The following is a 20,516-nucleotide window of genomic DNA, read 5'->3' as shown; positions in this document are numbered from 1 at the left end:
AGTTTTAACTGCAAGACTCGTTGCTACTGTGTCAGCACTATTACTATCCACAGCATTGGATTTTTTACTGTTTGGGATGTAGTTATTCAGCGCAAGGCGTAAGATGGCGATGCCTTGTGCTAGTGCTTTACCAGCTTTAGCTGTTAATCCTAGTTCTTCGCTGTCCAACCCCGTATCACTCGTCAACCACACTTCGCCTTTTTGCGTTGTGCTGGCGGATTTACGGTTATCATCAATAATCTTAACAATAGCCTCATAAAGCTGAGTTTGCTTATTTTCTACAGGTTTAAAACCCGCTTTTCCCAACACATAATGCGCTTCGGCTTGCACGTCGCGCACACGGTCTTGCACGTCGTTCAGCCACGTGTCTGTCACACGTGTGCCTTGCTCGCCAGTTGCTGGATTCCCCGCGTGAAAGCGCTTGTCGGCGGAATTAATTTCAGGTAATAAAGTTTTCATTTATCGTTTATCTCTCTATTGATACGCAAAATAGCAGTAGGTGTGTGCTGGCTTTAAGTCTCTAAAAAACTCCTCAATAATCGGATCACCAAACTCAACCAAGTGATCGCCGGCAAACGAACTACCCGCACGGAAATACACAATATTGTCGTCACCGTTTAACACCGTCACCCGCCACATATAAATCAAGCTATCACGCGGCTCATTGCGAAATTGCACCAAGTCACCGGGATTAGGCAGGTCATTTTGTAAAGGCGAAAACTCTTTAATTTGGATCTGATAACCGATACTTTCGGCAATGCGTGCGAAGTATGGAATGGACAACCCTCCAACAGCATTTAACTGCACAATGACGCGTTTAACGCGCTCTTGATAAGACTTGCTTAAATCCGTTTTAATCCCACAAATGCGTTCCCAATCGGCTAACATTTGGTTTGATGTGGCTGGTTCGATAACGCTTAAAATTTCCACCGCACTTTGTTGTAAACGGTCAAACGCATTGCCGTCCACTTCGCATTGTGCGATAAAATGTTCTCCGTTGATGTTGTAACTTACCGGCGGATAAAGCTGTTTTAGCACGTTAGCATGTTGCATTAGGCCATCTCCGTTACATTCACATCACCAAGGCGGAACCATTCGATTTTGTTGATAACATCCGCTTTGCGGTTGGTATTCGGGGCAACAAAACGGCGGTCAACCACGCCGATTAAATCACTCACCACCGCTTCGCATTGCGACACAATCAAGTCATCGCCAGGAATCAAACCGTTAAAATAATCAGTCAGAGCATTGCGAATAGCCGTTTTGATGTCATTTAATGCCACACCGCTAATTTTAACCTGGATATTAAAATTGACTTTTGTCACATCAGGTTTAACGACTTTGCTTTCTTTTGCTGTTACTGGGCGTTCGTCATCAATATAAGCTTGCGCTCGACGCACCGTGTCATCACTTGGCACGCCATTATCGGCCGTAATCGCAATATCTACTGTGCCAAGCCCTCGGCGTAGCGGGTAAACATACGCTTGTTCAACGCCATCCACCTCTAACGCCCAGTCTTTGTAATCGTATTTATTGCCACCTGCTGCGGGTCGGCGGATTTTATTAAGCAAACGCTCCAACAATGAGCTATCGCTTTCGGCATTGGTCGCCCCAACCACATCATTTAATACAACATCCGTGCTCACGCCAACTGGCGCCGCCATAAACGATCCTTTTGTAGCAATTTTAATGTTTTGTACCGCGCCAGTAGCAAGGGAGCGCACCGCAACAACCGCAGTGCCACCGGAGGAAATCACCGCACTTTCGGTTGTCTCATAAAAACGCCCATCTTCGGTTTTGATTTGTAGTCCTATGGCAATTACAGCATCAGGATTGCCACTAATAGTGGCACCTTTGCCTGCTGCATAAGTGGCGTTGCGACGGCGCAAACCGCGCAATCCTGCGTATTTTTCTAAAAATTCAGTGTCAGCAGTGTCGGGGAAAAACTGTTTAATTAGCCATTTTTGATGTGCATAAATCCCTTCCGCGCACGCTGCTAAACTACTGGCACGCGCATAAGCGTCACTGTCTTCGGACGTGTCGGCATTGGGGTAATACGTTTGATAATCCCGTAACAGACTTTCGCGGATTTCTTCAAGTGTGGGCACAATAAACACGATTTAAACACCTTTTAAATGACGTTTACGGGGTGTTTAAAAGTAAATTGTTCGCCCCGGCTGTCGGTCACAGATATTGAAAGAAGCACTTTGCCGTTGTGCGGTTGTTCATGCGTTACAATGATTTCACTTGCGCGACCGTCATCAATTAACGGCTGTAACGCCTCTTCGGCATATTGTTGCGCCAACATGCCAACACGGCTTAAGTCTTTTTCCCGTTGAATAGTATGGAGCAGAGAACCTACACGCCCATTTGCCCACCACGAGCCTAATGGCGTAGTTAATCTGATATACACAGCATTTTGCAGTGTACTGATATGCGAATTTGTATAGTCCCCGGTAAGCGGGCTGATTTCTCTGTCCATGCTGACAGAGTAAAAGAAAGGGGAAAGAAAAAGGCGGGGAGAGAGTTCCACACCGCCTTTCGTTTGATTATTGAGGTTTTCCGGTCACACCACCACTATCACCGCGGTGGGTGTGATTAATAAGGGATTTGCCGTTAGCAGTCACATCACCATCAGTAGTAAAGCTACCTTTTGTTTGTGTTACGTTGCCCGTAAATGATGCACCATAACCGCCCTGAACAGCCATGCCACCGTTGCCGTTGATTTGACCTTGGGCAGTAAATACATGGTCTGTCTCAACAATCGGGCTACTGATCTCAACTTTAGTGGTGGCGGTTATTTTTAATATATCACAATCAATTTCGATTAATCGACCTTGTTTTAAAATAATTGTGCTTCCGCTTTCGTCATAAACAGCGGTCTCGCCCGATTTTAAATTTTTAACCCTAAAAGAACCGTTTTCCGTGGCAATCACGATGGAGTGGGTTGTCTCCCCGCCCATCGGCAATACCACCACTTGCGTTCCCGCGGGCGGCACGGATGTGAGGCCGAATTGTTGCATTAACTCAACGTCTTGTAGAGTTTCATCTGCTAACCCCGACACCTGCACCTTTTGAATATTGTCCGCAGTTTTGACTAAATTCAACGTCCCGCGAAAGGCTTGGCGAACAGCGCCCAAGGCGGTTTCTGTGTGTTCTCTTATGGCTTTTCCTAATCTTTGCATTCCTAAGTCCCCTCATAAATGGATGCACTTGGACGTTTAGCTTTTTTCCCCTTACGTTTGCGCGCTTTCTCGGATTTTTTAGCATATGCATCGGGTGTCCAAATGCCATCTTCTTTTAAACGTAATTCGGTGGTTGTACCCCCTGTACGACTCAACATAAAACGGCGCCCCATCAAAAAGAAAATAGCATCAATATCGTACTCTTCGCAGATAACATGCACCCTTTGCCCAGGCGTCCACAAAACGCCATCTTGGGTTTTGTGATCAGGCACGGTAATCGTCAAAGTAAAACTGTTTAAAATGCTGTCCGTAATGTACTTTTTCGCCCATTTCTTCAGGGCTTCCAAGTTTTCTACATCCGGCACAATCACGGTCTTTGGCTTATAAGTCTCAATGGCGTCATCTTTAAACACCCATTTCAGATCGTTCTTGTTGTCGTCACCGCTGCGCCCGTGCCGTTGCGCCAAAAAAGTGATCTCTGAAAAGCTTTGGGATACATCGGTGGTCAGGCTTGCCTGCGTGAAATTGTTGCGCTTGCCGTCTTTCATGCAACACAATGTCGCCACCGGAGGCGTAGAGTAATCCGCACCGCCGACAATCAGCGTACCGGCAGGGTCAAACCACGCATGCAACCCCGCCGAATTGGCGCAGTGAATTAGTGCATTCCACGCGGTTTCGCCAATGTCGATGTCCACCTTGTCTAAGGTTGGGTTAGATTCCGCCCTAAGTTCCACTTTTTTAATGCCCAACGGCTCCACGATTTTTTTAATCGCATCTAACACCATCAAACCTTTAACATTGGTAATCGGCGCTGAGCAATCCACTAAAATAGACGCTTTGTCGCGCCCATTTAAGCTAAAAGTGCGGTCCATTTTTGAAATGGAATGTTGTGTCGTGTCAACAATGCCTGTCAGTACCAATTCACCGTTAATCAGCACTTTTGCCGTTTTACCGGAATAATCCTCCAGCACGGTTTTATCTGATGGTACGCCAACATTAAAACTAAATGCGTCAGCAGGAATTAAAAAATCGCTGTCGATGTCGTAGCTTTTCCAGTTTTTGTGCTGTTTACCATCAATCTCAACCACAATCTCATTGTTAAACGGGTAGCCGTTATTTTGCATAGCCATTGAGTACCTCGCCACGGGAAATAAAGTTTGGGTAACGAATGTGTGGATTTAAACGCAATAACTCGCTTGCACGTGTGTAGTCGCCATAAAACGCGTGCGCCACTTGCTGAATCGTGCTATCAAATTCGACTCTACGAATAATTAAAGGCGGTTTGCGGTTAATTGCCGCCAAGGCTAACTGAGTCAATTTGTGGCTTTGTTGACGCAGTTTTTCTGCTGTGTTGTAAGCCTGTGTATAAAGCCCCGTGTTCGGTGTTTGCAGTTGTCTTGCGCCTGTTTGTTTTTTCGCACTTAATGACATCAAACCAAAATCATCTTTAACGTAATGTAATGTCATGGCGTTTTGCTCCGCTTGCACTAACGCCCGCACGGTATTCAACGCCGCCAATGCTTGCAAGCGCGATTCCGTCACAATGTAATCAATTTCAGATGGGATTAACGAATCATCTTCAATAAACTGGGTAGCGATTTTCAGAACATTAGCCGTGGTCAGCAACTGGATAGCACAAAACATCTCTTTCGTATCTTGCGCAGTCAAAGATGAGGTTAATGATTTCAATTTGTTAGACTTGCTGTTTTTGCCATTGCTTAAATTCGGTGCAATTTCTAACAGGTCTTTCACGGTGCGAGTAACTTCATCAAATTTCGCACGCACGGTTAAGTCATCACGGTTAGCAATAGCCGTTAAGCCGTCGCGAATCATGCCCGCCATCTCACGCACGGCATTGCCACCTTGTTGTCTGAATGCGTCTTTTGATGATGGTGTATTGGCGGAAATAACGTGCTTTTTCTTATCCATATCAAACAAATCACGCACTTGTTCAAAACAGCCGTAAAGCGCGCCGAATGAGCCTAATAAACGTGATTTGACATTAGCGGCAAAAGAAATTCCTTCCATAAAGGTGCCATATAGCTCTAATGCATCATCCACCAAATCTTCGAGCTCGGTTAATAACTCATCAATCAAGCCAAGCACAGAAAAGTTAAACAAGAAGATCGGTTTTGCTGGTGTGGCTTCTTGGAAGCTAAGACTGACTGTGACATAGTCCACAAAATCTGCTTCGTGATGAAAATAAGCCGAGGTGCAAAGCATATTTTGCAACCGCCCGCGAATCGGATGCACCAACACCGCCGCACCTTGTTTTTCCAGGGCTGATAAAAATCTCTTAAAATCGGTGTAATACCCCTCACCATAAAACACGGCTTGCAGTTGGATGGTAAGCGGATTTAAACCTAAATCTTCAATGTCGCCGCCATTCACAAACGGATATGCGTGCGTAATGGTGGCGCGTTCTAAATTATCATCCACACTCACCACATCAAATCGCACACCGCGATAAGATGCCTGCTGGATTGGCATTGTCCAACCTTTCATTTTTACCCCCGTTTAAGTTCGCGATATTGGTTTTCGGACGTGCTTTCGGCAATCGTCCGACTGTCTAAGTCCACGCGAATTTGATTCTGAATAGTAAAGTTCTGACTTTCCACCGCTTGCTTCATACCTTCGGTAATCGTATTCCCAAGCTGCTGAAATTCGGCTTTATAGTCGGGCACTTGCACACGACGGTTATATTCATCTTGTGTTAATGTGCCTCGCTTTAAACGTTCATCGGCGATTTCTTTTCGTTTAGCGGCATCACCAAGTGCATAGCCGCCACTTGCTAAAGACCAAACTGACTTTTCAGGCGCTGGGACAGGTGGGGCATACTGAAACACCGATTTGCTTGGATAAGCTGCTGAATAAAAGGCCTGTTGAGAATCTTTGGTTTCTGCATTAAATTTTTCCTGTTGCGCTTCTTCAACGGCTTTTGCATACACATAGTTATCACTTGCCATGACAAGTGCTCCAACCCCTAACCCCAACGTGGCGCCACCACCAATTCTTAAGATTTTAGCTGCCTTACTTGCACCAGTAGCCAGACCTGCTCCCGTAGTAGTCGTTACCCCTGAACCTAAACCGCCCAACCCACTAACCATATAACCACCTAAACCGTACATTGCGGCAGTTCCGGCAACACTTGCCACCTGTGCTGCACCAGCTAATTCAGGATGGTCTTTCATATTGTCAATAAACCACTGATCATAGGCTTTACCAGCTTCATTAACATTGCCTAGTAGGGATTGAGCATGCATGAACTTAAGCGATTCAGCCCGTGCTTCCACTGCAGCAGCTGTAGAATTTTTAATTTCCACAGCTTTATCAATGCCTTGACCTAATTTATTCTGATCTAATTTTTCAATATGAGGTTCTACCTGTTCTTTGTCGGCGGCGGCAATCAAACCTGCTTTTGCTTGAGTATCCGGCATAACTTGGGCAATTAAAAAGCCGCGTTTTAAATCAAGCTGACGTTGGATTTCTTGTTTTTCCGTATCTTTGGTGGTTTGCGCTAATTTTTTGCGTAATGCTTGGTATTCTTTGTCGCTTTTCAGCATTTCATCTACAATTTTAATCAGCACTTTGGTCGGATTGTCACCTCGTTTGGCTCCCTCCAGCATGGATTGCTCAACATCAATGCCTTTGCCTTTTAAGGCTGGGTGATCTAACTTTTTAAGTCGTGTTACGGTATCTGCGGCTGTTTGTTTATTTAATGCATTGGTAACATTAGTTGCAGCTTCGTCATTAGAGCCGGCTTTATTTGCTGCACTTTGCAACCAAGCAAGAATAAATTTAAAATCCTCAATCCCGGAATAGGAATTGTTTTTTGCCGTGGATAAAATAGACGGCAATTTGCTAATCATGTCAGAAATTTCAAATTTTCCCTCGTACCCTGACTGTAATGTCATCTCAAGCGCTTTACTTAAATCATCACCCTTGAAACCGTAATCGCTTAACGTTTTCACTAATGATCCAACATCTTGACCGCTAGCATTACCGGCAATTTGCATTTTTTGTGCGACATCCAGATTCGCTACGGCTTCGTCAAAACTCATGCCGCCTTTTAACATCCCATCCAAACCTTGCAATGCTTGGTCAGCCGTACCATGTTTTTCTACCGTATCCAGCACGGCTTTATTAATTCTTGCAAAGCCCTCAGTTTGAATATATTCAGCAGATTTATCGTTAAACGCAGTTAGCGCGACCTCGGCGACATTGCTGTCCCATTGTTTTTTGTCATTCAGTGCCGGCGCAATCGTATTTTTCACACCAATTGCCCCAGCGACCATCGCCCCACCTACGCGCATCACATTTCCAAACTTTTGCCCCATGGACACTTTGCCCATTTCTGCATTTAACTCCGCAATACGGCGTTTCGTCGCCATAGCGGCACGGTCTAATTCGCGACCAGAAGCAATGCCACTGCGTTTTAATTGGTCGTATGCTGCTCGGGTGCGGTTGATTTCGTTTTGGATACTACGTTCACTACGCACGCCAATAGTTTCGCGACTGCGCGCAGCCTGTTGGATTTGGCGGTAGCTTTGTTCTGTTACTTGTGCCGTTTGGCGCACCGCTCTTTGTTGCGTGGTAGCGCTACGTTGAGCTTGGTTTTCAATATTTTTGGTTGATTTGCTAACACTGTTTTCAACGCTTTTTACTACGCTACTGGCGTAGTCTTTCGCTTTGAGTGTTAAAGAGAGATCCATATTTGCCATTTTTAAACCTTGTTTAAACGTAATTTAACAGCAATAAAAAAGGGGCATTACGCCCCCTTATTTTTACGACGCTTAAAAACATAGGACGTCGTAGTTTCATCGGTGTTGTGTTGGGTTTTCGCGCCTTGGCTCGCTAAATAGCTGTTAATCCATGCGCTAACTTCGGCGTGACACATATCCCAGACGGCTTGCGCGGTAAATCCAAACTTACCCAGTAAAATCGTTGCCGAGCGGTAGTTTTCATACGCCTGCCAAACCTCGCTGACATTGCGCCGTTTTACGCTTCGTTTGCCGTCTCTTGGTCTTCCGAAACGCCCATGCGCTTTTTTCGCAGTTGATTGATTTCGTTGTTAATCAACACGTAATCATCAGTGGCAAGATTATCGAGCAAGTATGCCGGAGTCACTGCCTCGCGCGGAATGCCGTCAAACTCGACTTGTTGCGCCAAATACGCCAAATCAACCAGCATTTGTTCTGCGGTGCTTAACGTCTCTTTGTCACTTAACCCAAGGTCACTGATAACTTCCGCCGCTTGGCATTCGCCACCCACGGTCAAAATCTTGACTAACACGTCATGATGTAGCGTGCCGTTATACAGTACGCCAAGTTTCAAACGGGTTTTCATTATTCTTCAACCTTGTCTAAGGCGACCATTTGCAAATCGCGTACTTCTTCGCTATCTACGGTATAGCTTGTGCCGGTTTCGGTAGTAAAACAGCCGATGTATGAGATTCGTTTACCGTTTTCTTCTTCTACCGTGATTTTGGCATCTGTCACGTTATCCCAATCAGGCTCTGCCGCGTTTAACGGCACAACAACGGTTATAGATAACGTATATTCAGTAATGCCTTTGGCAAAGCCTTTCACACGTCCTTTACGGTTAATAGTTTTTACAGGCTTGCGGCCTGTTACGGTTTTTACATCAAGCTTGGTAAGTTCAATTTCTTGACCGTCCACTTCGACAATGCCAAGACTGGCGAATTCTTGAGCCATCTATGCCTCCTATAAAATTAAATCAATGCGGTTAGCAACAACATGCAATCCGTTCACCACATCAGTCGGGATGACACAATCCAAGCGGTTCGGGTCAACACCGTTGCGTTGCACCAACAGTTTCGCTTTATGCTGCGCCACGTTTTCCAAGATTTCTTCGTTTTCCAAACGCAATAAAACATCTAGGATTTCAGACCGCACTTTGTCCGGTGTACGTTTAGACAACTTGGCGCGAGGGAAACGCAACTCAATGCGCTGTTCAATGGCTTTGCGCGTATAGTCCAAGGTTCGGATGGTAGTTAAATCTAAGTAACTCGGGTCATCCGTATTGGTTGCCGACTTGGTGTAAGTGGTGATCGCACGCATAATACGGACACGATGATTTACAACGGTAATCGGGGTTAAACCGTGATATAACGCTTGATTCGCTTCGGTCAATAACGGGGTTTGTGTCGGGTCAACTTCCGTTAAACCTTTAATTTCAAGGGTATTTAACGGACGTGCCGGGTCTTCTTCGCCTGCAATCACCGCACCAAAACCTGCCGCAATTAACGCACAGGATTCAATCGCGCCTTTGTACCAACCACAAGTGACACGCTCGCTGTTGATTTTTTCGGTGTACGTTGTGCCGGTCGCCATACTGCCACGCCATGCCAGCACGCCGATAGCAGTTTTTTTCTCAAGTGGCGCAGACACGGATTCTAAATGCTCACGCAAGGCTTTGGCATTTTTATCATCCGCAAACGGCGAAATGATGACGTGGTAATGCGTACCGGCAACACTTGCTAATGCAGGGGCTAAATCCGCATTTTCTGCGCCGTTGGCAAAAGCGGTTGCGGACAATGTCATGTCTTTAGCCGTGTTTGTAGCAGTTAAATTAATTTCATTTCCGATGGCACCTTTGCATTTAGCCGTAAGCGTAATCGTGCTTTCGCTCACAGATGCCGTTGCCGGGCAATCTGTCGCACCGTTAATCACAGCGTTTAATCGGGCGGCAACATCCTTGGCTTTTTCACCTTTTGCTACGGCAACTTTGTAGTCAACACCGGCAATCGTTGCTGTCATAACACCTTGGCTGGTTGCCGTCCCGGTTAAAGCCAAACGACCACTTGCCGACACGCCGGAGGAACTATCCGCCAAACCCATCACAGATAAACGGATCAAGGAGTTGTTGGTAATGGCCATGCGCGTCATTAAATGCGCCCATGATCCGGCACCAAATGCGGTTGCGGCATCAAGATCGGAATACACGCGTAACGGCTGAGTAAATGCGGTTGTCCCCCCAATCATCGGCGCAACAATTAGCACTTCTTGCTCGTTAGTCGGCAGAGTAGTTAGCGCGCCTTTGGCGTTATACTCCGTATAAACCCCCGGTTTGCGTAAGCTGTTCGGGATTTTTTCAAATTCAATGTTAGTCATTGCCTGCACCTCTCTGCTTGATGGTTGGTTGCACTTCGATTAAGTCGCCATCAGCGATTCTGCGCTGATAATAGACCGTATTTTCCACTTCAACCGGTTCCTGCTCGATGTAGGCATACGGCTGATTTTCTAAAGGGACTTTCACCCCGGGGGCTGCTTTTACAATCATGTTTTATCCTTTGTTTTTACACTAAATCTGACCTCGGCATTGTTGTTCGGGTCATACAGTTTGCCGTCCACATGTTCAAGGATTGGTGACGCCGGGGAGAGTTCGGCCGCATAATGGGTAAACACAAAATCAGGGTTAGCCGGGTCTTGTGTTTTTTCCGGATACAAACCGTCTTCCAGCGGGGCGATATCATCAAACGCAGCCTCGTACTCAATGGCATACGCCGTGACTTTCTCCGTGCGAAACTGCGCATTGTTAAACAACGTCCGAATCGCCAACGGTTTTAACGGTTTCACCAATCCGCCTAAACGTTGCGCGTCCAGCAAGCGGCGCACTGCATAAATCAACTGATTTGCGCCGATTTCTCGTTTGTCCACACCGCCTTGTCGTGCTGCTTGATTGCTACGCAATGAGCGTACTGCCACAATCACTACAAACTTGGCGGTGGTGCGAAACGCATTGCCTCGCACCGTCATCGGCTCAATTCGTGCGCCACCGAACGTCACCAACACCATAGGCAAACGCCCCGTTCCAAGGCTTTCGTCGTCCAGCTCACCACCGTAGCTTTTTACGGTATTAGCAAGCTGTCCCAAGCCGCGTGTCAAGCGGTCAACCAGTGCATTTTCAATTTCGGTTATCACGGCCAAAAATCCTATTGTTCGGATTGGTAAACATCACCACATTGCCGTCGCTTTGTTGCTCATCTTCAATGTCAATACCAAGCGAAATCTTTCCTGCTGCCAAGTCCTCAAGCTCTTTTAAACTCAATTTATAGCGCGTGATAATTTCGTCAGTAATCGTTACCTCAGACATACTCGCCAAACGATAGCGGGTAAGATCACAACAAATACGGGTTAAGTTTTGCGGGATTGTCGGCAACGGTAAGCGATAACGCGCACTTAAATAACCGTCGATTTGGCTTGTGCTGTCAGATAGCGCAATGGTCAGCACGCTTTCATTCACCACGCCTTCGCGGTCACGGTCAGTCAGCTGGATTGTCTGAAACTCGCCAATGCGTAAAACAAAATCTTTTACCGTTGCATACATGGTTTAATCCTCACACACCGGAATCAGCTCTAACCAAGGGTCTTCCGCAAGCGTTAAAGTTTGTTCAGCCGTTAAGTCATCCGCTGCGATGTAAACCGCATCGGTTTTGTTAAAGCGATAACCGCAACGCCCATACGTTGCTTGCGGATGGATTTCACGCAATTTCACCGAATAACCGATAGGCACAATCACTTGCCCTTCTTTGTCGCCTGATTCATCGTGTTTTTCTACCGCACTTTTGGGCGCACTTTCAGCGTTATCCTCACCGGTTTCGACTTGGGTTTGCGCCTGTTCATCCGGTGCTGTTTGCACGTCTTGCGCTACTTCGTCTTTTTGGTTTTTCTTAGCCATAATTAACTCCTAGGGCGGTTTCCCGCCCGTTTGGTTATTCGTTAATGAATGGAGAGGCGAGCACCTCCAATTCACTTTCGAGGATGTTGGTTGTGCCGTTGATTTGTTTAGTTTTAAACAATTCTTTTGCCGCATACTCAAGGTTGGTCGGAACCAAAATTAAATTCGGCTGAATGTTTAATGCTTTGCCACCGTCACCTTTCAAGCCTTTCATGGTTTGGATGACTTTTTGCACGTTTTCTTTGGTTAATTTGGTTTTTTCCACACGGTGGATTAATTGCCAAAAACCGAAACCAGCCGCACCACGGGCACGCACACCCCATAAGTATTCATCTTCCATGAAGACGTGTTCGGATTTTGCCGGGTCAAACTTCGGCTCAATTTCCGGTGCGGTGCGTTTTTGCCAGATTAACGGTTTAATCGGCAAACGGGCATCCACGATATAGAACGTTGGCGAATCGTTATCTGTCCCCACTGTTAAGTTCACTTGAGTGGTACTGTTGCCTGTGCCGTCCACTTTCTCAAACACCGGGTGATCTGTGTCAAAGAAGTTCTGACCGTCATAACACAGCGTAGATTTACCTTTTTTCAACAAGCTGAATACTTCGTCATCAGGTAATTCGGCGGCAGATTGACCCGCTAATTGCATCATTGGCGCATATAGACCGACCTGATCATCTTCAATGTCTTCGCGCGGAATGCCGACGGTTGATTCAAATTTTTTGTTAGTAATGCTTGTACCTTGCGCTTGCATACTTTGAATTTGACGTTGGCCAACCCATTCACGCATTTTCGGGAATTTACCTAAAAATCCGTAAGTATTGGTTTTCGTTGTGGAAGGAATTTCCATAGCGATTTTTGCCCACTGAGTAGGGTGGTTTTCTAAGCCTTTGATAAATTCTTTACGAAAGGCTTCTGTGATGTGGTTTAACACCTGTGCTTTATTGATTGACATTATTTAGCCTCCTGAGACTGATATTTTTTAATGTAATCCGCATCTGTCATGCCAAGCATTTTGGCTACGGCTTGTTGTTCTGCGGTTAATGCCACCACATTGCCTTTATTCGGGTCTTCGTTCGCTTGATGACCGCCTGCTAAAGCTTGATTTGGCGTTGCAACAGTTAAATAATCAGAAAGGGCCGTAATGTCGGATTTACCTAATTTTTCCGCCCATTCTTTTTGTGATGGCAATAAACGCCCGTCAGATAATGCCGTTTGAATCAAGTCATTGACTTTATCGCCATGCACTTGCGCGCTTAACGCGTTTAGTTTGTCTTGCACATCTTTCATTGCCGATAACGGCACATATTTGCTCGGATCAGGCTCTGCGCCGACTTTCGCAGTTAAAGCGACGACTTCACCGTCTTTTTCTTTTAACTTACCGTACACATCACTGAGTGCCACCGGGCTGTCGCCCTTAGCCGCAGAAAGTGCGGTCAGTTTTTGTTTCATTTCGTCTTCGGTCGCTTCCGGCGTGCCGAATAATTGGCGTAATAACTCCAGCATGGAATTGTCCTTTTTGTGTTGATGTTGATTAAATTGGGATGAGAAGGCGACAGCTTCCGCCAAGTCATGACAAGCAGGGCGATTGGTTAATGCTGCATTCAGCACTTTCGTTACCTTGCCGTCCGGCTCAGTCAAAAACAGAGGCGAAATGTAACGATATTCCCCGTCTCGAATTTGTTGATGGGCTTTTTTTGTCCAATCTACATCGACAAAAATGCCTTCACCGGAAATATACTCCGCCGTTTCCATCCAACCTGCGGCAGGGTTAGGTTTGCCGTTTTTCTCAATAAATAGGGTTTGATGTTCGTAGTCGATCATGAGCTTAATTTTTAGCTGATTAATATCTTCAGCCAAAGCGTAGCCGTTAGTGTCATCTACATACCAGCCTCCTGCACCTTCGGTGCGTCCATCTTGCGAATAAAAACGACCAAAGGGGAACAACTGAATACGCCCATTTGTTTTTTTGTTAAGCGCGAAACTTAACGCAATCGGCTTAATGTGCATCGTTTGTTATCCTCGTTCTTTAATAGCGGATAACAGAATAACGGATTGGAAAAAATGAAAAGAGGGGAGTGACTTCCTCACTCCCCTCTAGGTTAGAATTTTTGAAAAAATGAAATTGGATGTTGCATTTAATCTTAAACTATTTTTAAAACCTTTTTAAATCCTTTTAAATCGTTTTAAAAAATTTAATTCGATAAATCACCCCTACAATCATAAAAATGCAAATACGCACGATTTAGGGCGGTTTTATGTTTTATTTAACTACACTCCGAAAATAGGCTTGCACATCCTCTAAAATATCCTCCTCGTCTTGTGGTGTTAAAACCAAGAATGGGCGGGCAGGAATATCACTTCCTGGGTGATCTACTGATTTTCTGACAATTCCTCCGAATGCCAAGGCTTTTTTAGTGACCGGTTTGATTTTATGCGGACTGGTTTTTCCGCCGAATTGATGGATAGCCGCATATTTTAGGTTTGTCCCAACCTGCGCTTCGTTGTTATCCCAACTGGAATGGATGCTATTTCTTAATGCACCGCTATCAATCAATGGTTTTCCGTCAGGGCGACTTTTCACACCAAGCCAAGCAGGACGCCCACCGGCTTCAAAGTTTTGGTCAACTGCAGATTGCATTGTACCAGCTATCGTACGCATAAGCGGCGCATTATATTTCACATGTTGCGCTAATTGTGATAATGCGTGGATAAGTTCTTTTTCGTTGTTGATTTTTACTTCTATCATGTTATAGTGCCTCTAGTCGCCCGTAGCAGCGAATCTCGAAAACTGCGAACGAATGCTATTGGAGCAGGGATTGATGTGTGGGGGTGTTCGAGTCCCACCGGGCGACATATCTATTTAAACGCTTTTCGCCATTGTCGATCACTTGCTAAGTGTTGCGATGTCAAGTAAATCTCATTGCTACCATTAAGCACTTTAATGACAGCTATCAATCGCCGTGAATCCACTTCTTTGTAAAATTTAAACGTATTTTTACCGTCTTGCTCTATTTTGTCAGGGCTATATAACACGTCCGGCAACCGCGCATAGTCATCAAAATCAAAATCTTGCCCGTAACGATTTGCAATTTGTTTAATTAATGAGTCATCCGAAAGCCAAACTGTGGATAAATCAGTTTTAATTTGCCGCTTGGTATCTTCGTTTAACACACCAGCAATAAATTTATAGTCCATTTTAAACCGTTCTCGAATCGGGTTTAAAAATGCCTCACGCTCATTTTTGCCTTTTAGCTTTTTATAATCATCAACATAAGGCGAGAATTCTTTTTCGAACTGTTTAAAATCAAATTTAAAGCACTCGCCGCCCATTTCACGTTTAGCAAATTGGTGTGCTAATGATTCAGGATAAAGCGATAAATTAGGTTTATATACGGTTCGTCCGACATTGTAATCAAAGCCTCTATCCGTAATAATCCATTTATCATCTGACAATTTAAATGCGGTCGTTTTTTCCGTTGTGGTGGCATTGATTTTTCGGTCGTAATCAATCAAACGATCTGTGCTATCCCCAACGACCAGATTGCGGCGGTTAATGTCACGCTCGGCTAATGCAATGACCGAACATCGACAATTAAATCCGTTGGGTGGGTAAAATGTCGCCCAAAATGGATCATCATAGCGATAAACCAAACCGTGCATAGCAGAATGACTTGGGCGGGTGCGATCATCATTTACTGCCGAATATTGCCAATAAGGTCGATTATCTGCGTTATCTCTCATTTCGGCATAGCGCTGAGAAGAATAGGCAGATTGCATGTTGGTGCGATAAATCGTCTCTAATCGACGTGGTGAGCCAAAATATTCACCGGTTTTCGGATCTGCAAGCAAATATTCTTTGTCATACCCGGCAATCCATCCTTTTTTCTTAAAATGTTCAAAAATTCCTTTTTTCCACTCGCTAAAAGGTAAGCCTTGTGCCTGTGCATCAACTAAAGACTGGTAGATGTCTTTACTCATCTCAAGGCTGGATAAATTGGCGATACGCGTTGCTTTTACTCGAGCGCTATCCATTAAAGCATCTTCATCAAAATGCCCTAATATGGCCTTTTTATCCCTTAAAAACTCAATGGCTTTTTTCGGTTCTAATCCCAAAACGAAATTAACGCTTGGCATTGCTGACTCCCAACAATTCGGACAAAAAGACGGCTTGTGTCAAATAACGTTGATGTTCTGCGTTATTTAAATCCGGGTAAATTTCGGCTAATTTATCACTTGCATCTTCATAGGAGTTGCATGCGGTTAATATGACTGCTAATTGACGCACCACTGGGTCTAATTGGCGGTTAAAGTCAATCACATTTAACGCCTCGTTTAAACTGTTATCCAACAAATCCTGTTCCGTTTCGCCCTTGTTGACTGCCGACAACGCCACGTGCGCACCTTTACCCGAACAACCGGCACACTGACAACCCACCACGTGGGCTGAAAGTGCGGTAGATTTCCCCGGTGTTTTTAAATCGGGATTAACATCGCTTTGAACGGCTTTTAAAACCACTTCACCGTCTTGCGCTTCCGGAATACCGAGCTTATCGCGCGTCCATTTTTCGGGGATTTGCACGCCAATGCTCACAAGTTTAGGGATGGCATCAGCAAAAGTGCTTAAATCATCGTATTTCTTGGTGTCAAACTCAAAATAGGGCACTCGATGTAATGCAATATTCGGATCAACGTTAATCTGCAAATAAGGCAGGATGATTTGCTGTGTGATGGTCTGTGCCACTTGTTTTGCGTCTGACACCAACAAATCACGGCGCACTTCATTATGCACGTTGCCCAAGGCATTAGTTGAGCTTTTACCGTCTGCACCTGATGTGAGCGTTTGCCCCAAAATCAGGCGGGCAATGGATTTTTCGCACCAGTCCACCATTTGCAAGAAAGGGTTATTTGCCGACCCAGCACCAGTATTTGCCGCATTATGCAATTCGATAGTCATAGAATCAGGCATAATCCCTGCGGCGTTATGTCCGATTTGCGCAAGGGCGCGTAATAGCGTGCGTTTTTCCTCGTTGGTTGCACCTGCGCCATATTTACCAATACGAATCGGCATGCCGTAAAGCTCTAAAAATTCGGCAAAATCCCGCACAGAATAATGCTTAAACATATAAAGCCAAGCCAGTGTACGGAATAACCCCATGCGCGCTAGTTGCACGGAACGGGATTTGTGCGAATGCACCACCCAGCCGAACGGACGCAAAGGTTCACCCATGGCATTTTTCGGGGTTTTTAACAAGAGATTGTCATTTTTATCTAGTTTGAACCATGACTGCGGGCGGGCGATAAAGTTATTCGGAATGTACTTACCGCCCTCAAGTTTCCATTCGATTTCCAACGCAGAAAAACCGTGACCTACCGCGTCCATCATATCCATCAGCAAGTTTTCAAAGTTCGGATATTGATAAAATAGTTCGTCAATTTCGGTTTGCAGTTTTTCTTCCGCCGGTGTTGCATTACGCGGTTCAGCAATGCGCCAATCCAGCGTCAAAATCGCCCGTTTGCGCGTCTGAATATTCGCTCCGATGGCACTGTCTTGTTCTTCGATGTCCATAAACAATTCGTGCTGTGCTGTAATGTCGCCGTTTTCCGCGTCTTCTAAAATACTTTTCAGTTTTGACGGGGTGATGCGGTTGCTTGGGTGATCGGATAAAACGCGCCCATTAGCCGTTACCATTGCTTCATCGGTTTGGGTTGGCTCGGTTTTCGCCCCCATCAATATCTTAAATTTTTCCCAAAATTTCATGTTTAACCTCGCCAAATGCTATATAAGTCATCTTCCGCTTCAAATTCATCATGCCCCAAGTCTTCATCGTTTAAGCCTATCCACTCAATCGGGGCGGAATACTTCCTTGCTAGACTCCACAACATTTCAAGTGCGTCTGGGCCATCATCATGATCGGCTTTTGGGAAATGCCGTAGTTGAGCTATTAAAGTCGTCTGTGACGGGTGCAATAAAATCAGTCCATTTGCCATATGTGGCTGTAAGCTTTCGATTCTTAACATTTTGTCTGTGTTCGGCTTTATTGGCACAACCGGGACTGGGTGACCTCGTTGCGCTGAACGTTTTACAATTTCAGAATTCAAAAACTCCTGGAATTGAACAGATTCGCCACCGTATTTAAGGAAGTTATACTGAATATGCAGTCGAATAGTGTCCTCGATGATTAAATCCGGTAATCGTTTTTTTATTGCTGCTTCAACCACATACAATTTACCTGTGGCACGCTGATAACCACCCACTAAAATCGCTGATGGGTCTCGACTTGCACCAGCTTTACCGAGTGATGGGTCAACCGCACCGAAATAAATCAAATCGGACGGCAGTTCCGTCCAGTATTTAATGGCATTGGCAAAGATGGCGTCATCACTGCTCAACGGGTCATTTTGATATTCAGAATCAAAAGTCGCATGGCCATCACGAGCACGGATTTTCATGAGCGTAAGTAACGGACGCGCAGCCCAACTCACTTCTGACCCTTTATCCATTGCAGCTTGATTAGCCTGATAAAAAGCGTCTGCAACCGCCTCGCCCTCATTTAAGAAAAAATCCTCCCACTTGTCCCACAACGCCATGTCGTCGGGCATTTTCTTTAAAGCTTTAAATTTGGCGGTTTTCCATGCTTTGGAGCTCAAAGTGCGGTTCAATACGCTGTCGTAATGCAAGATAGTTCCGATATACACCACGTCCAATTTATCGCCTGCTGCGCCCAATGGGAGCACGGTCTTTTTCAACCAGTCGTGCAACTTATCACGCTGTTCTGCACTGCGGACTTGTTCATCATTCTCAATATCGTCCAACACCACAAGATCAGGACGATAAGCCCCATGGCGCAAACCACGTAATTTCTTGCCGGAACCCGCCACCTGAACTTTCTGATTAGCCTTAGTGATAATGGTCGCCGCTTGCCATACGCGCCCTTGTCCTGCCACCTCCGGAAAGTCAATACGTAGGCGTTGGTTAAATTCCAATTCCACTTTGATCGCTTCCAGCATTGGATAGGCTTGGTCGATACTATCCATGACGATCAGTGCATAGCGTTTTTGCTGTGTCACCAAGCAATAAAGCGTAAACAACTGCGACACCAAAGTGGATTTAGCCTCACCACGTGGCGCAGCAGTTGCCATATTGATAGGTTTAGGCGCTTGTAATACGGCAGGGAGTTCGGCAAACAAATAATTGTGCAAATCCGAACGTGATGCCGAACGCACATAATGTGGAAAATAATTCGACACAAAAAAGTCATAGCCTGTAACAGGATCTAACACCTTCTTGCGTCGTTCGCTGATAGCCGAAAGGGAATCATCCCAGCCCTCAAACTGCGCCTCGACTTTTTGCCGTAGGCTATCCGAATAGGCTTTTAATTCCGCTAACAATTCTTTACTTTTCATAAGTTACTCTAGCAAAAAGCAATAAATAAAAACCATCCCCAACCACTAATACCTTGGCTTAACAATAAGAATGCACAAATAATGGCTGCAAGTGATGGCAACTGAAAAATTAATAGTTTCATGCTTTAAATTCCTTATCTAAGGCTTTCCCAAACCCATCCAACAAGTCCGCAAACTCATTAATCAGCTCAGGTTTATTCGCCTGCACATAATCACCAAACATCGTGATGGTTTTTATTGCCGTCGCCAGTTCCGACACTTCCGGCAATAACCGCTTACTGCTTGCCACCATTTTCGAGTAGCTATCACCCAAGCCCTGAATCAACTTCGCCTTTTCACTCACCGGCAACTCTTCGGCGTGGCGTAGCTCTTCCATGGTTTTCTCAAAATAGATGACAAACGTGGTGAGCATACCGCGCGCCACGTCTTCTACTTTGCCACTTGCCATGGTGTTCGCATCACGCACCGTGTCCCAATTGTCGCCACGTGCTTCCGCCTCTTTCTTCCAGCGGCGTGCCGTGTTGTAGGACACTTTGGCTTTTTCAGCCGCTTGTTCAAGCGTCAGACAATCAAACACATAGTAACGGCGCACATACGCCTTAGTTTTTTCATCGTGTGCCATCATCAGCCCCCGAATTTTGCTTTGATTAGCTCAAAGCCAACCGACACAACCAAACCACCTAAACCGCCAGCCATCACGGACTTAATGCCCAATTTATCCATGCGGGTTTCCAACATTTTTAAACGTGCGTCAATATCGTCCACGCGGTCGTCCAGCTTGTCGATTTTGCGACTAACTTCACGGGTTAAATCTAAAATTTGGTCTAACTTTTGGTTGGTTTTGGCTTGTTCGGCTTTCTGTTCCAACCGTTTTTGTTCTCTTGCCGACATTATTTATCCGCCTTTCTGTCGAGTTTTTCGGTGATTGAGTTAAGTTGTTTAGTGATAGCATCTAATTTTTCCATCACGTTCTCATTGACGATGTTAGAAACTTCTTTCGAGAGATAATCCCGTTTCACCTGGTCGACCTCGTCATGCAGCTGTTTAAATTCACTGTCTAAGCGCTTAAACCAAAGCCCGATAAAAAATACCGCAATAGATACCAACGCGTTAAACACCATGATGCCGTTAATGTGTAGTTCCATTCTCACCCCCACAAATTGCTCGCCATGTGTCGTTGTGCGCTTTAATTTGGCGTAGTGTTTCAGTCGTGTCTTGACGACT

Annotated in this window: 23 protein-coding genes and 1 pseudogene; all 24 read right to left on the bottom strand. The window is 45.4% G+C overall.

Annotated features, from left to right (window positions below):
- Window positions 1-459 (bottom strand): annotated as a pseudogene (locus HMPREF1052_RS05160) (tail fiber protein); the annotation flags it as partial.
- 15 nt (window positions 460-474) lie between these two features.
- Entirely contained in the window at window positions 475-1,053 is a 579-nt protein-coding gene (locus HMPREF1052_RS05155) for a YmfQ family protein (RefSeq protein WP_005760373.1), read from the bottom strand.
- Complete coding sequence (locus tag HMPREF1052_RS05150) at window positions 1,053-2,117, bottom strand: baseplate J/gp47 family protein (RefSeq protein ID WP_005760379.1); 1,065 nt, start codon at window positions 2,115-2,117, stop codon at window positions 1,053-1,055. The genes HMPREF1052_RS05155 and HMPREF1052_RS05150 overlap by 1 nt, the downstream gene beginning before the upstream one ends.
- 14 nt (window positions 2,118-2,131) lie before the next feature.
- The gene (locus HMPREF1052_RS05145; RefSeq protein ID WP_040596324.1) at window positions 2,132-2,482 is read right to left on the bottom strand and encodes a phage GP46 family protein; all 351 of its coding nucleotides are present in this window, start codon (window positions 2,480-2,482) and stop codon (window positions 2,132-2,134) included.
- A gap of 67 nt (window positions 2,483-2,549) precedes the next feature.
- Window positions 2,550-3,185: a phage baseplate assembly protein V gene (locus HMPREF1052_RS05140; RefSeq protein ID WP_005760368.1), complete on the bottom strand. Its 636-nt coding sequence runs from the start codon at window positions 3,183-3,185 to the stop codon at window positions 2,550-2,552.
- Window positions 3,186-3,187: 2 nt separating this feature from the next.
- Complete coding sequence (locus HMPREF1052_RS05135; RefSeq protein ID WP_005760366.1) at window positions 3,188-4,315, bottom strand: phage baseplate assembly protein; 1,128 nt, start codon at window positions 4,313-4,315, stop codon at window positions 3,188-3,190.
- Window positions 4,299-5,690: a DNA circularization protein gene (locus HMPREF1052_RS05130; protein WP_005760397.1), complete on the bottom strand. Its 1,392-nt coding sequence runs from the start codon at window positions 5,688-5,690 to the stop codon at window positions 4,299-4,301. Before HMPREF1052_RS05130 ends, HMPREF1052_RS05135 begins: the two co-directional genes overlap by 17 nt.
- A gap of 2 nt (window positions 5,691-5,692) precedes the next feature.
- Complete coding sequence (locus HMPREF1052_RS05125; RefSeq protein WP_196793374.1) at window positions 5,693-7,762, bottom strand: phage tail tape measure protein; 2,070 nt, start codon at window positions 7,760-7,762, stop codon at window positions 5,693-5,695.
- Between the two features lie 421 nt (window positions 7,763-8,183).
- Entirely contained in the window at window positions 8,184-8,531 is a 348-nt protein-coding gene (locus HMPREF1052_RS05120) for a hypothetical protein (protein WP_005760367.1), read from the bottom strand.
- A complete protein-coding gene (locus HMPREF1052_RS05115) occupies window positions 8,531-8,899 on the bottom strand; it encodes a phage tail tube protein (protein ID WP_005760385.1) in 369 nt (122 codons plus the stop codon). Before HMPREF1052_RS05115 ends, HMPREF1052_RS05120 begins: the two co-directional genes overlap by 1 nt.
- Window positions 8,900-8,908: 9 nt before the next feature.
- Window positions 8,909-10,318: a phage tail sheath subtilisin-like domain-containing protein gene (locus tag HMPREF1052_RS05110; RefSeq protein WP_005760364.1), complete on the bottom strand. Its 1,410-nt coding sequence runs from the start codon at window positions 10,316-10,318 to the stop codon at window positions 8,909-8,911.
- On the bottom strand, window positions 10,311-10,487 hold the full coding sequence (locus tag HMPREF1052_RS11075; protein WP_077064977.1) for a DUF2635 domain-containing protein: 177 nt from the start codon (window positions 10,485-10,487) through the stop codon (window positions 10,311-10,313). Before HMPREF1052_RS11075 ends, HMPREF1052_RS05110 begins: the two co-directional genes overlap by 8 nt.
- Window positions 10,484-11,128 (bottom strand): phage protein Gp37, encoded by a 645-nt coding sequence (locus HMPREF1052_RS05105; protein ID WP_005760389.1) that lies wholly within the window; start codon window positions 11,126-11,128, stop codon window positions 10,484-10,486. Before HMPREF1052_RS05105 ends, HMPREF1052_RS11075 begins: the two co-directional genes overlap by 4 nt.
- Window positions 11,112-11,534, bottom strand: coding sequence for a gp436 family protein (locus HMPREF1052_RS05100; RefSeq protein WP_005760394.1), 423 nt, complete (start codon window positions 11,532-11,534; stop codon window positions 11,112-11,114). Before HMPREF1052_RS05100 ends, HMPREF1052_RS05105 begins: the two co-directional genes overlap by 17 nt.
- Window positions 11,535-11,537: 3 nt before the next feature.
- Entirely contained in the window at window positions 11,538-11,885 is a 348-nt protein-coding gene (locus HMPREF1052_RS05095) for a hypothetical protein (RefSeq protein ID WP_005760390.1), read from the bottom strand.
- Window positions 11,886-11,919: 34 nt separating this feature from the next.
- Window positions 11,920-12,840 (bottom strand): Mu-like prophage major head subunit gpT family protein, encoded by a 921-nt coding sequence (locus HMPREF1052_RS05090; RefSeq protein ID WP_005760375.1) that lies wholly within the window; start codon window positions 12,838-12,840, stop codon window positions 11,920-11,922.
- Window positions 12,840-13,895 carry a phage protease gene (locus HMPREF1052_RS05085; protein ID WP_005760369.1) on the bottom strand — a complete coding sequence of 352 codons (1,056 nt, stop codon included), beginning with the start codon at window positions 13,893-13,895 and terminating at the stop codon, window positions 12,840-12,842. Before HMPREF1052_RS05085 ends, HMPREF1052_RS05090 begins: the two co-directional genes overlap by 1 nt.
- 253 nt (window positions 13,896-14,148) lie before the next feature.
- A complete protein-coding gene (locus HMPREF1052_RS05080) occupies window positions 14,149-14,634 on the bottom strand; it encodes a phage virion morphogenesis protein (protein ID WP_005760365.1) in 486 nt (161 codons plus the stop codon).
- A 110-nt stretch (window positions 14,635-14,744) separates the two neighbouring features.
- On the bottom strand, window positions 14,745-16,022 hold the full coding sequence (locus HMPREF1052_RS05075; protein ID WP_005760387.1) for a phage minor head protein: 1,278 nt from the start codon (window positions 16,020-16,022) through the stop codon (window positions 14,745-14,747).
- Complete coding sequence (locus HMPREF1052_RS05070) at window positions 16,009-17,646, bottom strand: DUF935 domain-containing protein (protein WP_005760381.1); 1,638 nt, start codon at window positions 17,644-17,646, stop codon at window positions 16,009-16,011. Before HMPREF1052_RS05070 ends, HMPREF1052_RS05075 begins: the two co-directional genes overlap by 14 nt.
- 2 nt (window positions 17,647-17,648) lie before the next feature.
- Window positions 17,649-19,292, bottom strand: a complete 1,644-nt coding sequence (gene terL / locus HMPREF1052_RS05065; protein ID WP_005760398.1) for a phage terminase large subunit — start codon at window positions 19,290-19,292, stop codon at window positions 17,649-17,651.
- A gap of 118 nt (window positions 19,293-19,410) precedes the next feature.
- Window positions 19,411-19,914, bottom strand: coding sequence for a DUF1804 family protein (locus HMPREF1052_RS05060; protein ID WP_005760377.1), 504 nt, complete (start codon window positions 19,912-19,914; stop codon window positions 19,411-19,413).
- A 2-nt stretch (window positions 19,915-19,916) separates the two neighbouring features.
- A complete protein-coding gene (locus tag HMPREF1052_RS05055) occupies window positions 19,917-20,183 on the bottom strand; it encodes a hypothetical protein (protein ID WP_005760383.1) in 267 nt (88 codons plus the stop codon).
- A partial coding sequence (locus HMPREF1052_RS05050) for a hypothetical protein (RefSeq protein WP_231284615.1) occupies window positions 20,183-20,516 on the bottom strand: 334 nt, incomplete at its 5' end. The genes HMPREF1052_RS05050 and HMPREF1052_RS05055, both read right to left, overlap by 1 nt.

The sequence above is a fragment of the Pasteurella bettyae CCUG 2042 genome, assembly GCF_000262245.1.
In the GTDB taxonomy this organism is placed as follows: Bacteria; Pseudomonadota; Gammaproteobacteria; order Enterobacterales; family Pasteurellaceae; genus Basfia; species Basfia bettyae.
The sequence above is the reverse complement of the archived record's forward strand: the minus strand, read 5'-3'. Positions and strand labels throughout refer to the sequence as shown.